Source organism: Morganella sp. GD04133, assembly GCF_029835375.1.
GTDB classification, from domain to species: Bacteria; Pseudomonadota; Gammaproteobacteria; order Enterobacterales; family Enterobacteriaceae; genus Morganella; species Morganella morganii_B.
The window spans coordinates 115,642-128,714 of record NZ_JAODZS010000007.1 but is presented as its reverse complement, the minus strand read 5'-3'; the positions used below and the strand labels follow the sequence as shown (position 1 = coordinate 128,714).

The 13,073-nt window shown below is 44.2% G+C and carries 12 protein-coding genes; 4 read left to right on the top strand and 8 right to left on the bottom strand.

Going from position 1 to position 13,073, the window contains the following annotated elements:
• Positions 1-4: 4 nt before the first annotated feature.
• The 4 genes from N7387_RS04895 to N7387_RS04880 form a co-directional block, all read right to left on the bottom strand.
• The gene (locus tag N7387_RS04895; protein WP_279797336.1) at positions 5-3,022 is read right to left on the bottom strand and encodes a DEAD/DEAH box helicase family protein; all 3,018 of its coding nucleotides are present in this window, start codon (positions 3,020-3,022) and stop codon (positions 5-7) included.
• A gap of 9 nt (positions 3,023-3,031) precedes the next feature.
• Complete coding sequence (locus N7387_RS04890; RefSeq protein ID WP_279797334.1) at positions 3,032-5,032, bottom strand: site-specific DNA-methyltransferase; 2,001 nt, start codon at positions 5,030-5,032, stop codon at positions 3,032-3,034.
• Between the two features lie 815 nt (positions 5,033-5,847).
• The gene (locus N7387_RS04885) at positions 5,848-6,033 is read right to left on the bottom strand and encodes a hypothetical protein (RefSeq protein ID WP_279797332.1); all 186 of its coding nucleotides are present in this window, start codon (positions 6,031-6,033) and stop codon (positions 5,848-5,850) included.
• Positions 6,002-6,172 (bottom strand): hypothetical protein, encoded by a 171-nt coding sequence (locus N7387_RS04880; protein WP_279797330.1) that lies wholly within the window; start codon positions 6,170-6,172, stop codon positions 6,002-6,004. Before N7387_RS04880 ends, N7387_RS04885 begins: the two co-directional genes overlap by 32 nt.
• Before the next feature lie 818 nt (positions 6,173-6,990).
• Here N7387_RS04880 and N7387_RS04875 point away from each other — a divergent pair.
• From N7387_RS04875 to N7387_RS04865, 3 genes are all read left to right on the top strand, one after another.
• On the top strand, positions 6,991-7,410 hold the full coding sequence (locus N7387_RS04875; RefSeq protein ID WP_279797328.1) for a hypothetical protein: 420 nt from the start codon (positions 6,991-6,993) through the stop codon (positions 7,408-7,410).
• 283 nt (positions 7,411-7,693) lie between these two features.
• Complete coding sequence (locus N7387_RS04870; RefSeq protein WP_279797327.1) at positions 7,694-8,137, top strand: hypothetical protein; 444 nt, start codon at positions 7,694-7,696, stop codon at positions 8,135-8,137.
• Positions 8,138-8,264: 127 nt separating this feature from the next.
• Entirely contained in the window at positions 8,265-8,846 is a 582-nt protein-coding gene (locus N7387_RS04865; RefSeq protein ID WP_279797325.1) for a hypothetical protein, read from the top strand.
• Positions 8,847-8,892: 46 nt separating this feature from the next.
• Here the strand turns inward: N7387_RS04865 and N7387_RS04860 are convergent, their stop codons facing one another.
• The 4 genes from N7387_RS04860 to N7387_RS04845 all read right to left on the bottom strand — a co-directional run bounded on the left by N7387_RS04860 (position 8,893) and on the right by N7387_RS04845 (position 11,126).
• Positions 8,893-9,963, bottom strand: coding sequence for a PAAR domain-containing protein (locus tag N7387_RS04860; protein ID WP_279797323.1), 1,071 nt, complete (start codon positions 9,961-9,963; stop codon positions 8,893-8,895).
• A gap of 332 nt (positions 9,964-10,295) precedes the next feature.
• Complete coding sequence (locus N7387_RS04855) at positions 10,296-10,487, bottom strand: toxin-antitoxin system protein (RefSeq protein ID WP_279797321.1); 192 nt, start codon at positions 10,485-10,487, stop codon at positions 10,296-10,298.
• Between the two features lie 100 nt (positions 10,488-10,587).
• A complete protein-coding gene (locus tag N7387_RS04850) occupies positions 10,588-10,719 on the bottom strand; it encodes a PerC family transcriptional regulator (protein ID WP_279797319.1) in 132 nt (43 codons plus the stop codon).
• Complete coding sequence (locus N7387_RS04845) at positions 10,716-11,126, bottom strand: ProQ/FINO family protein (protein ID WP_279797317.1); 411 nt, start codon at positions 11,124-11,126, stop codon at positions 10,716-10,718. The genes N7387_RS04850 and N7387_RS04845 overlap by 4 nt, the downstream gene beginning before the upstream one ends.
• 1,283 nt (positions 11,127-12,409) lie before the next feature.
• On the opposite strand from N7387_RS04845, the gene N7387_RS04840 reads away from it, so the two are divergent.
• A complete protein-coding gene (locus tag N7387_RS04840; RefSeq protein WP_279797315.1) occupies positions 12,410-12,862 on the top strand; it encodes a hypothetical protein in 453 nt (150 codons plus the stop codon).
• Positions 12,863-13,073 lie beyond the last annotated feature (211 nt).

Genomic DNA, 13,073 nt, shown 5'->3' with positions numbered 1-13,073 from the left:
TTAATTAGCCATGCAATGCTTCTGCTAAATTCGTGACCACATCGTAATTCACGCCGATTGCAGCAAAATGCTTCTCGCCGCAGGCAATTTTATCTTGCTCGGGCTCACGTAGTTCTTTGCGGTTACGTGTACTTTTGGTTTCTCGTACCAGATACAGTTTTTCTTCACCCTCTGTCACCAATGCCCAGTCAGGGTTATAGGGGCCAACGGGGGTATCTATCTTAAAGCTGGCGGGTAGTTTGCAGTAAAACTTGATCCGATCGTCATTATCACAAGCTTTGGCAAATTCACGTTCAACTTCTGAATCGTACTCAACGAAATCAAATAGTGTCTTATCTTGGTTTTGCACTTCGTACAGATTATTCAAGTAGCGGGTTATCCCGAGTTTGGCTTCTTGTTCGATGTTGTGCATTTCATAAACACTACCACCGACCTTTTCATACTCGATACCTCGCACTGTCACGTGATGCAAAACATCCTGAATACACTGGGTAACTTGGTTAATAAACACTTGCGGATTCTCAGGAAAGTCCTTTAACCTGCCACCGTTTTTGAGTATCTCTGCTAAAGTGTGGCGGGTCAGCTCAGTACTGTTTTGCAGATAAGCCAATAGATCGGGCAAATCCGGTGACTGGCTTATTTCTCGCACGCCGCCAGAAATTTGCTCCCCTTCGATCCCGGCCTTGTTGGTATCTAACCGATAGACTTCAGTTGTTATCCGTGAGCGGTGAATGGGCGGCATTTCCGCAATGGCTTTAGCTGCCGCTTTAACCAGCTCATCGGTATCAAAGGTCACGCGGAATCGGGTTCGCTGGCTGATGCGCTCCCAGAGCTCTCTGAATGCCGGGTCTAGTGTAACGTTTTTACGAAGTGTCAGCGTGCGTTTGTCCCGCGCATTAACAATTCTATTCCTGAACACGTATTTATTTATCTCATCCGTGACCTGTGGTCGCATGTGTGCCCATTCCGGTGGAAGGTCAAGAATGAAGTGAGGATTCTTAGGATCGAATTTATCCGTCACCCTGCCTTCTGCATCCAGATAGCCATTTTTTTGTAACGAGCTAAAAATCACTTCTGACGCTTCTTGTCCAATATTCACATATTGACGAGCGTCAGGATTAGCCAACTTAGCAAAGGCATTGATCCCCAATTTACCAAAGCCTATGCCGTAGTCTTCCTCATACTCAGTCTGCAGTTGCTTAGCGAAATCATCATATGATTCGTTAGCTATCACGGTTAGTCTGTTCACCGAAGCATCATGAACACGTTCGCCGTTTTGGTTTACAGGCAAACGCAAGCCCCGGCCAATTTCCTGACGTTTTCTATCAGTGCTTTTGGTTTCGTTTAACGTACAAATCTGGAACACATTGGGGTTATCCCAACCTTCCCGCAATGCGGTGTGGGAGAAGATAAAACGCAGAGGCTCGTCAAGAGACAGCAAGCGTTCCTTATCGCGCATGATCAATGAATAGGTATCTTCATCGTCTTTAGTCTTACCCGTGGTGTCCTTCGCAATGCCTTTTTTGTCTTGCGAGAAGTAGCCGTTGTGAACTTCTGCCACAGGGAAATTCAACAGCCCACGATACACGGGTTTCTGTGTTAGTTCGTTGTAAGCTTCTTCAAACCAACGCCCCAGCTTGCCTAAACTGGTGGTGCCGTCGCCATTGTATTCGCGGTAGTTTGATACTTTATCGATAAAAAACAGAGAAAGGACTTTGATCCCTTTGCCTTTAACGGCAAGTTCTTTCCTGAGATGCTGCTCTGCGGTTTCATAAATCTGCGCTCGCATCAGCTCGCCGTTTAAGCCACCGAGTTGCTCACCCAATCGCAATACTTGACCATTTGCGAACTCAACATGTTCGATCCCCGGCTCACAACTAATGTTGGCGACAATCCATCCATGTTGATATTCCTGTCGTTCTTTCGACGAAGTGTATAAATCGGCTCCTTGCTTAACGGTAACCCGCTTTTTCTTTGGTCCGGTTTTATCCTGCACATTAATTTGCAGCTTAGCCTTAATGCCGTTTTTGTTATCCACTTCTTTTAAAGCGACGAATGTATTGTTGAAGCTTTGCTCTTCAACCATGCTGGCGACTTCAATACGTTTCACCAACTTAAGATCATAGGCTTCTATCGGCCCCAGGCTATACAGCAAGTTGTAAGGGTTCTTGTGCGTTGCGGAATAACGCAAGGTACAAAGCGGATTCAGGTTGTGCAGGGCTTCAGAACGCTTGGTTTGGTCTTTTCTGGTGTCGCCCTCAACCGACTGAGGTTCGTCGATAATGACTATCGGATTAGCCGCACGAATAAAGTCGATGGGTTTGTTGCCACTCAGCTTGTCTTGCTCACGGTTGATAATATTTTGCTCTTTCTCAAAAGCCTGAATATTGATCACCATGATCTGGATTTTGTTGCTCGAACCAAACTGGCGTACTTGCCCCAGCTTAGAAGAGTCATAGACAAAATGGTCGAACGGAACATGGTCGTAAAGCTTTCGAAAGTGCTCCCGCATAATCTGAATGCTTTTCAGCACCCCTTCGCGAATCGGCACACCCGGCACTACGATGATGAACTTGGTAAACCCATAGGTTTTATTGAGTTCAAATAAGGTGCGCAGGTAAACGTAAGTTTTACCCGTGCCGGTTTCCATCTCTACCGAAAAATGCGGCACATGCTTTTTAAGCTTATAGGTGCCTTTTTCATCTTCCTGCTCTAAGTCAAACGAGGTGCTGAGCAATTCATCAGCGAGAACAATATTATTGGTTTCCTGCACTTTACGCAGGTTTCGGAGCAGGTGCTCCTGTGTGAGCACTAATTGGTTTGAGACAGCAGCAATACCACTAAATCCATCGCCATCGAGTGAGAGTTGACTAACACCCGATTGTTGCCCTACAGAAACAGTAAACGCATCCTGTGCGAGAGGTTGTTCTTCGAACAAATCAACCGCAGCCTGAACTGCATCTTTTTGGTAATCGAGCGTGGCATTAAATTTAAGCTTGAGCCCTGTTGATTGATTAGACATGACCGCTCCTTAAACCACTTTGAAGACCATTTCGGCTTCGCTATCTTGCGAGCGGGCTCTAAACGCCTGAGCCGTATTGGCTTTTAGCTGATCATTGCCCCGGAAGCCTTTATCCAGACAGATAAATTGCATAGGCTCCAATGCGATAACAGCATCAGTTAGTTCTGCGGTAAGTTGATCTTCAAGGCAGATTAGTAAAGCGCGATTTGCAACTGAAAATACTGTTTTGCCATTCAGGTTGATAGACTCAATTGATTCGGTCGGTTCAAAACCTGCTTTAAGTAAAATTTCAAAAAGAATTTCGTGCTGCCCTTTACCGGCAACGATGTTGTTTACGCTCAGTTCCAACTGTGCCTGGATCTGTTCAATGCTGCTGTCTGCATTGGCTTGCCAATCTTTAAAGCATGATGTGGTAAGTTTTAATACTTTAAATCCGGTATCAAAATTTGCCCCTTTCGCCTTATATATGTCGGATGCTTTTTTAATTCGATCCAGACATATATCGGATATTTTTTTGTAACCTAATTTGAATGCCCCGGACTTTTCATCACATTTCTCTGGTAACTGTACTAAGATGAAATTTCTGTTCACACCATCATCGTTCTGCAAATCCATTAAAGCATGGGCGGTACTCCCTGAACCTGCAAAAAAGTCAACAGCAATACCACCGTCTCTCATGACAAATTCAAATAATTCTTTTAATACTAATTCATCTTTAGGGTGGTCAAAAACGTCATCACCCATTAGTGCTCTTAGCCGTTTTGTCGCTGCCCGGCCATCCTGATAGAAAACACTGTAAGGTACCTGGTCTTCCTTGTCTTTAAGATAGGACTTGATACACGGAACTGCAGATTCATTTGGCCCGAAATGTACGCGTCCATTTTTGATCATGTCATTCATTTTTTCAGGATCAGAAAACATCCACCCTCTCGAAGGAATTTTCACGGGTTTACCGGTAATAGGATGCAGAACCTCATATTTGGGCCCGCCGCCACCGGGCCAGGAAATATCAGCAGGGAAGTACACTCCGTTCTTATCAATTACCGAGTAGTGTTTATGCTGTTTTGCTGGCGCAGAGTTTGGCAGTTCTTTGAACCATGCTTTTAACAATCGTGTGGCTTCTTCAAAATCGCTATTTGCTGCTTTAACTGCTTTATCTGCCGCTTTGTAGATATCCTCCAATCCCTTTTTCTTTTGTCGCCAGGTAATTTTATTTTCAGATAGGCAGGCTGTAGATTTTACATAACAAACTACATATTCATGAGATACCGAAACCAGTTTTGAATCGTTCTTTCGTCCACCAGACCAAGTGAATTGTGCAACAAAGTTTTCTTCGCCAAATATCTCATCCAATAATCTTCTGGTGTTTTCAACTTCGTTGTCGTCAATTGAGACAAATATAACTCCGTCATCTTTTAGCAAGTTTTTAGCTAAATAGATTCTTGGGAACATCATATTCAGCCATTTGCTGTGAAATCGACCTTCGGAAGTGGTATTAGTAGTGAACGTTTTTCCTTCATCATCTAACAGACCTGCATAAGCAAGATAGGTATCTAAGGTTTCCTGATAATTATCCGGATAGATAAACTCGTTGCCGGTATTGTACGGCGGGTCGATATAGATCATTTTCACCTTGCCGTAATAGCTCTTTTGCAACAGCTTCAGTACTTCAAGGTTGTCACCTTCAATAAACAGGTTTTTGGTGGTATCCCAGTCTGCAGACTCGTCCGGACAGGGCTTTAAGGTTGCACGGCTTGGCTCCTGAATCATTTTCATACAGTCGCGTTTACCCGGCCATTCCATTCCATAACGCTCGCGTCGTCCCTCATAGATATCTGAGAACGTCCCCAACTCGGCCTTAAGGCGTTCAAAGTCAATGGATGACACGACATTGCCGTCAGCATCTTTCGTTTCGGTAAACACACCGGGGAAAAGTTGTTTTAGTTCATCACGACGCTGAGCGGCAATATCCAGGCTTTCCCCGCCCATCACTTCTGGCTTATGTGTCATCTTGTTTTCACTCTTTTAAATTCTGAAAATTAATCTATCAGGCTCACGTCAGATAGTGTCTGATCCCATTACCTTGCTGTGGTACTCGATCTGTTTGCGCGGAAACTGCCGGGATAACGGTCCGATGGAGCGCTTCTTCAGGAGCCTGAAAAACGAGTGGGTGCCGGTGACCGGCTACACCAGCTTCAGTGAAGCTGCTCATACAATCGAAAAAACGCTAAAACCGTGGCCAGTTTTAGTTGACTGCTACAGTCATGCAAATTGCCCATTTTCCGACCTCAAAAAATGGGGGAGTACAATCTCGCTAAACAAACTATAGCGAGAAAATACTCCCCAACCTACTGCCCATAACTACCCAAACCTAGTAGGTCCGCAATGGATGTCATGAGTGTCATTTCTTCATAATCTAATGATTTATAATGGCTTTGCGTCCATCCTTGACCACTGGTAAAGCGTTACTCAATGTTGAATCTATTCATTGAGTAGGTGGCTAAAAGGCTTGTGGTTACTGGGTTATGGCTATTCAATGTTTTCTAGGGGTACACCCTTGGGTACACGCTAAATCGGAGTGTAACATCGGATTGACTGATTTGTGCCCGCTGGTGGATTTACCGTCCAGACAGAATCCTTACCGTAACCTTACCGTCATTTTCCACTGCCTCTGTTGAACCAGATCTCTTTAAGAGTTTCAGTTACTAACTTACCATATTTACGAGGGTTAGTTCAGAGGCTCATCCGATAATATCGGGTTGGTTTAAAGATGTCATTTCCACCTTTGAATTTCCCGATTTCAAATCTGGCAATACTAACTTTTACTAACAGGTAACTATCTGCGCCCCGGTGAGCTGATACCCGTTAAACCATTCATGCCGACCAGTGGCAATAACGCGGCTTCCTTTCTGGCAGGCCATCAGTTCCAGCGCGTTAATATCAAATGCCACCAGCTTCAGCGGATAGGGGCTACGGCGTTCACTCTCTGGCTGAATGACCATTGTTGCCATTACTTTCCCGGTTGCCGTCCTGACCCGCTGAGGCTGTTTCGTGACAGTACCAGTGACTGTCGCTGTGATGGGTTTTGCTTTTCGATATGAGCGCATGGATCACCTGCTGGTTGCTGAAATTGCGGATAGTATAACGCATTGATAACGCTTGTTTCCGGCATAAAACCGGAATCACTTCTGCCATTGGTCACTGAATCAATGACCAACGACGATACGGGATAATCCCGCATGTAAATCCTTACCGTAACCTTACCGTTCACCGAGGCCGTCACTTTGTCCCGCGCTGGGTGATATGGCTTAACGTGCTGATATTTATCCAGAGTGTGATTTAGCATTCTGGCATGAGCCACCGATACCGGAGCCTCCTGTACGGTCATTGTCCTGATACCGGCTGCGGATAGCGTGGCATAAGCTGGTGTTCTGTCCGGTGATTGTCCGGTACGCAGGATCATACAGGCTATTCCGGTGCGTACCAGTCTGCGTACCAATGATGATAAAACCTGTAATCACGCCTGGCTGATCCACATCCGGCGGCTGTTCGATGTCTGGTTTTATCCGGTTCTGGTGACAGCTTTTAACCACAACATTTCACAACATCCGAGTTTCTTGATATCACGTTTTGACAAGTTCCGATGTCAACATTTGTCAACATCAGCACTCTCAGGCATCCGGTTTAAAAGTTAACATTTGTAAACGTCTGAGGGCTTTCCTCTGGCGGGTAATCCTTTGCTATCAATCCCGAAACCAAAACAACAAATCTGTGCTTTTCTGTACCGGATACAGATTACAACTGTCTCCCTTTCCGACTATTGGGATAACCACAACGGTACAAAGCGCAAATCTGAGCTTTGCTTTTTTAACAATGAGTTAGATTGATAGCAGTTTACTATCTGAACTGTATAACAGCGTTATACACTGGTATAATATCCAGCATATACCAGTAAAATGACTTTCATCATGAGCAATTCTAACCTTGTCGCCTTTCGTCTCCCCGCCGAACTCCAGACAGTGTTTAATGACGCTGTAGCGGCTTCCGGCAGCGATAAAACATCATGGATAGTCTCAGCCATTAAAGAAAAGCTGAACCATCCAGAGGGAAACCCTGATGCCCGTATGTTGACGCTGGTGGAAAGACTGGAATCCGCCGCCGCTTCCCTGATAGCAGGTAAAGCCGATATCCCGCCTCATGCCTACAATGAACCGGTTATCGTAGCTGTGGTAAATCAGGTGCTGTCTGAAGGGATCGATAACGGGCGCATTATCGCTGAGCGGATTAATGAGGCTGGCTATCAGACAAAGGCCGGTAAAGCGTGGGACAAGGATATCTATTCAGCATGGAAGCGGCACAAGGATATTGCCGGGAAGCTCAACGTTTAATTACCCCTGTAATTCTTGGCTTTTTAACTGCGCAGAACCTTAGCAAATCTTAGCATTTTTTTGCGCATGCTGCCGAATCTAATTCTCTTTAATCCCTTGTGTTACAAGGCCTGTAAGAGGTTCGCATTCAGTTCGCACTTTGCGCAGAGTGGTGCGCAATTCGCAGTTTTAAGCGCGGTTTTCCGCCGTAATTGCGCAGTTGACCTCAATAAATCTATATATCAAAACGTGCGCAATAATCGTCAAATCCGCATGAACACTGACGTTCAGGGTGGTTAGCACTTTGCGCAGTGCGCCCGCAATTCGCAATCTGACCTTAACATTTCTATACATCGGCATTTGCGCAAAAATCACGTCAGACCTTGTGACACAAGGCTTTGACCGAGGTTCGCACTTGGTTCGCAGTGTGCAGTTTACGGGTTTCGTTTTGCACAGTTTCACCTCGACATTTCTCTACATCAAAATAATGCGCAATCCTGCTTCGTGCCTTACAGATAAAGGCTTTGTGATGGTTCGCACCTGCCCGCACTTTGCGCACAATACCGATACATGCGAACCAGAAACATTTATAGATTTTTTAAGGTGCGGCGGGGATCTGCGGACGGATTTACCTTATCAGCCCTCATCATCCGGAAAGTTAGTAAATATTAATATCTATATCGAAATGTCAGGAAGAATAACATTTTTAAATAATGATGTTTTTATTGGTGCTTCAATGCCTTTCTAATTATTACTCAGTTATTTAACAATGACTGATTTAACATTAGTCTGAAAATACATGTTGTGGTACTAATATCGGAAATGATCAACATTCAAAAATGAACAGCTAAAACAAAGACTATAAGGATTTTTTTGTGAAAAAAATCGTATTACTTATCGGGATATTGCTCGGCGTTGCAGGTTCTTGGCTCTATTGCTGGATGAAACCTCAGACCGATGACCCTTATTTCTTTTTATCGCCAAAAGTAATGCCGGGGAAACCCGTTAGTATGCCGATTGAGCTATACAAACAGGGGGCAACGGTTGATTTTACTTTCTGGGTAACACCTATGCCGAAATACAAACTACTGTATCTGTTTCCGATGAATGAACCCACAATTGGTGCATGGCTTGATATCAAGCGGGCGCAATATGGCGATGGTGACTTTTATAGTTATAAGATTTTTACAAAGGAAGGGCTTGTCGAACTGCAACCCGATACACCGCTGCTGAAAATGGCATTATATAAAATTAATCCTGATTTAACTGAAACACGGGTGACTGAGGAAACGCAGTTATATAACAATGTGCAATTGTACCGAAACTTCCTGTTGCTAAGTATTCCGAGAAATTACGGACAGTATAGACTGAGCGTTACGGTATTAGGTGACTGGCCGGAGCTAAATAAAGATGGCTTTGATTACTTTATAAAAATAGAAACATCTGTTTATAGATAGATTACCTGAATGGCGGCAATACACCGCCATTCAGTGGCTCTCCGTATTAGCGTTTGGCGATAATTACATCATCGTTTTTCTGCGGCACGTCATCTTTCTGTGATAACAAGAGCCATTGAACAGCGGTTCTTTCCGGCATTTCATTATTTTTTTCTTCATTTAATTCACTATCAGGAAACGGTGCGGGGATCATCTTTATCGCAGGGATATTCCGGAGAACCCGCAGCGTACCTTCGAATTTTTTCGGATTAGTGTAAGGGATCCCTGTCGTTGAAATATCGTCTTTCGGCACAACGGCAGGGTTTAAACCCGCAAACCGTAACGCTAAATTGGCAAAGTCGATACAACTGTTATTGGCTCCGTTATATTTCAAATCGAAATAGCGCGAGTCTCCGCTGACGGCTAAATCACCAAATTCCTGTAGTTTTTGATACTGACCTTCGGTGACTTCCAGTGTCCGGCTGTAATACGGTTTTTCATAAACAACGTTATCGGTTGTGACAACCTGTCCATCTCCCCACTTTCCGTGTTCAGTCGGGCCAAATCCATACGTGGTTTCTGTGCCGGGATTGTTATTTTCTATTTGTTTTATGCCTATCCACATATGCCCTGCGAGGGAGTTCGCTCTTTCGCCATCATCATTAAATAATGGTTGTCCGGTTTTATCGTTATTTAATGGGGTGCCAGGGGCTGCGGTATATATGGTCACTATGTAGCGGGTCACTGGCGTATCAGTGATATCCTGTGGCGGAATCAGCTGCTGCCATGATGCGGTACTCTGCATTGCGGCGGACATACCTGCGGTGAATGAAGTAATCCCCTCAGAAACAGTTGAGATGAACCCCTCGGATCTGGCTGCTAATGATGGTTCCGAGGCAATAACGGTATTGGAGCCGTAAGGACAGCCGCACTGAACGATTGAACCGTCAACGGCCTGTGCCTTGCCGTTATTCATCATCCGGCTGTCTCCGGTCGCTATCGTGCCGGTCTGTTTGCATTGCGGGCAGGTGGTGGTGGGATCGTCGACCAGTAGGCTTGGCATTCCTTTGTATTTTATCATGCTTGACGAACCGATACAGGTGGCTCCTGTTGTGGTTTTGTCACCATCAATCGCCATTGCTTTTCCGAATATATTGGGTCTGTTTCCTGACATTGTATTATCTCTGGGTTAGTTATTATCACGTAAGAATATTAACCCATAAGTGAAATTCAGTCAGGAAAGTCATTATATCTCTCTTTGGTCAGCAGGATATCGTATGATTTTCATACAGAGAAATCATTAATATCGCCCTGATAATCGTCACAGCCTCTCAAAACCCAATTTTAGTTAAGATTTGCTAAGATTTACCGTCTGTATTTGTCGCTATTCAGCCCGCTTTCACGGGCTTCCTACGGTGCCCGAAAATCATCAAAGCTGCCAGCCTCGTGCGCGTACTGGTGTCTAAATCATCAAAGTTCACGCCCCAGCTTCTCAATGATAGCCTGTCTGACAAACTCTGCACGGTTGCCCCGCATGTACCTGCTGCGCTTAATGTGACTATCTACCGCGTCAATGACAGACTGCTCACAGGTGACTATCAGGCGTGTTGTCGGTGTACCGTTAAAGTAGCGGTTCGTCTGTTTCTTTGTGCTTTTCTGCATGATCTGCCTCCATTATTACTACAGGCGGTGGCGGGCTTTGTATTCCCGCTTGCGCCGCGCTTTTGCTTCTGCCGGATTGCCTGCCAGAGTAAGGCATCTTTCACGCTGTTTTATTGCGTAATTGCATCCCCTGTTCATCCTCACAACGGTCAAACACCTCCAGCCACCGCTGCGCTGCTCTGTAATTCAGCCCGGCATCTTCCAGTATTGCCGCTTTGGTGTCCTTTATCACTGGCTCACCTCACTCTCTGACTGGCGGTTTTTGCCGCTGTCCCACTTACCCAGCTTCCGCTGTGCGTCCTGCTGCTGTTCCGGTGTTATCTCGCCGTTTGGCTGTCCGGTCATATCAAAACGACTGCCGCCCAGAGTAAGGGTTTTCAGATACAGCCTGCGGTTAATGTAGTCATACAGCCCCTGTTTGATGTGTGAAACGGTAATATCCAACCCCCGCGCCTCAGCATCCGCAATCATCTGTTCCCGTATACCGATTGCCAGCGGTCTGGCTACCTGTAAGGTGAATACAGGCCAGTGCTGCACTATCCGGTTTGTAAGGTGTTTTTGCTTCTTCTTATAGGCCTCTGCCCTGTTTTCTTCTTCGGCTGCTGAAGGGGGCCTGCATAGCAAAACGGGCTGCGACACATTTAACCCGGGATATCTATCTTCCCGCAATCTCTCCGGTCATTCTTTTCCTTCTGAATCACTTCCCCGGCAAAAATCCAGTAATACAAAAACTAATTACCTGATAAATAAAAATTAAATTCGGCTTTTAATTCCATAGAGATTTTTATGCAACCATTGCACGGAATAAAATCCTATCAGGATAAGATCCTGGTTTTATCAGTTTGCCACGGAGATACGACTCCGATAAATTGATATTTTTTGCACTTTTTACAAAGCCCGGATACCGGGAGTGTTAAAAAACTATTGCACTTATAAGGTCATTTAACTTTCATTGAAGTTTTGTTCGTTATTATGGCGGTGATTGCTCTGACACCAGACACAATCATCTGTCGATTATTTATCTATTTAAAAGCGAACGACCTCTGATTTACCTTTTCAGCCCTGTTCCTCAAGGTTCAGGGCTGTTTTTTATTCTTTTATCTGCAAAAACACAATTAATCCATCCTGAACAACGTTGAAAATTTTTATTTATTCACTGAAAAATACGGTGACGCAATATATTAAACACTCATCACGCACTTACCCTCTGCCGGTGATACGTCTGTAAATGGCTGAACAATGAACTGAAGTCCTCCGCTCAGCTAATATGTTACTGACCCCTGTATAGTTTAGCTATCGGGGGTCATATCAGCGTATTTTACGGAAGGTGCCCGATAACACCTCACCAAACATTTATTAACATATGAATGACAATATGCCCAGCCAGGTACGCACCTCAATTAGAATTGACATTCTATATTGTAACATCATGTTTTTACACAATTTATGAATATAAATTAATTCGCGACACGAAATAAAATAACCACTTGAATTAAAAGGTTAATGGGTGCTTGTAATTGTCAATACCGATCAAATATATTGATATTGATAGTTAAAAGCTATCGTGATTTGCTTTTTCGATCGTTTTAAACGATTGGAAAAGGCAGCGAAAAACATTTCTAATTTATTAAATTTATTTACCTGGCACGGAGGTTTTCATCCGTAATGTAATAAAAAAATAACAACCGAAAAAATTCGTATATTCACGATACCGCACTGATTATCCGGCCGGAAATCAGGTTGGCATCCGGTTTATTCCGAAAAAAGTCATGTCATAAAAACTATATATTTAAATTACAGACGGAATAACCACCCGTTCACCCGGAATGCTGCAATCTTTTTTTGTTACGAATACAGGTGACAGGTCTCCGCAGCTGGCATTACCTTTTATAAATCATAATACGCTTAATGGTTATTTAATAATGAAAAAATATATTTTCCCGATCATTGTTTCTTCTCTGTTTCTCTCCGGATGCCAAACGGTTATTCCGAAAAAAAATACAACACCAGCCCGTAAAACGGAAACGACCGCAACACCGGTCAGCAACGATAATCAGACTGCACAGGACTATGTCCGGGATAAACAAACGCTTTCTCAGGGGATTGTTATTGCCTCTTCCAGAAATGCCTGTGTGGACGGATTTAATTTTCTGAAGGGAATGAATCAGACACAATTTACTGAATATTCAGCGGATTATGCAAAAATAAATCAAAATTATACATTTCTGAGTGTCAATAAAGAAATTATGGATAAAGACTCAAAAGAGTTACTGACCATGACCCTGAATAAGAAACTGGATACTTTATGTGCCAAAGTGCAATACGCCAGCTATCAGGGCGTTAAAGACCGGCTGAAGTCACTGTCTGATATCTGAATATCACAACCGGTACGACGATAATCAGTCTGCTTACCGTTTATTCCATTCGGTTCTGTTTTCCCGCCGGTTTATGGCGGCGGGAAATCCCCTCTTCAGGGTAACTATTATGCCTTTATTAACATCACACTGCCTGCAGCATTCTGTATGGCGGCGGGTAACTGCGTATATTTTACTTTTCACCCAGTTGTGTTTGCCCGTTTTTATTTCA

What these genes read in the sequence shown, in the direction of transcription:
- N7387_RS04895 (WP_279797336.1), bottom strand. Translation starts at nt 3,022, where the DNA reads ATGTCTAATCAATCAACAGGGCTCAAGCTTAAATTTAATGCCACGCTC.
- N7387_RS04890 (WP_279797334.1), bottom strand. Translation starts at nt 5,032, where the DNA reads ATGACACATAAGCCAGAAGTGATGGGCGGGGAAAGCCTGGATATTGCC.
- N7387_RS04885 (WP_279797332.1), bottom strand. Translation starts at nt 6,033, where the DNA reads ATGGCAACAATGGTCATTCAGCCAGAGAGTGAACGCCGTAGCCCCTAT.
- N7387_RS04880 (WP_279797330.1), bottom strand. Translation starts at nt 6,172, where the DNA reads ATGCGTTATACTATCCGCAATTTCAGCAACCAGCAGGTGATCCATGCG.
- N7387_RS04875 (WP_279797328.1), top strand. Translation starts at nt 6,991, where the DNA reads ATGAGCAATTCTAACCTTGTCGCCTTTCGTCTCCCCGCCGAACTCCAG.
- N7387_RS04860 (WP_279797323.1), bottom strand. Translation starts at nt 9,963, where the DNA reads ATGGCGATTGATGGTGACAAAACCACAACAGGAGCCACCTGTATCGGT.
- N7387_RS04855 (WP_279797321.1), bottom strand. Translation starts at nt 10,487, where the DNA reads ATGCAGAAAAGCACAAAGAAACAGACGAACCGCTACTTTAACGGTACA.
- N7387_RS04840 (WP_279797315.1), top strand. Translation starts at nt 12,410, where the DNA reads ATGAAAAAATATATTTTCCCGATCATTGTTTCTTCTCTGTTTCTCTCC.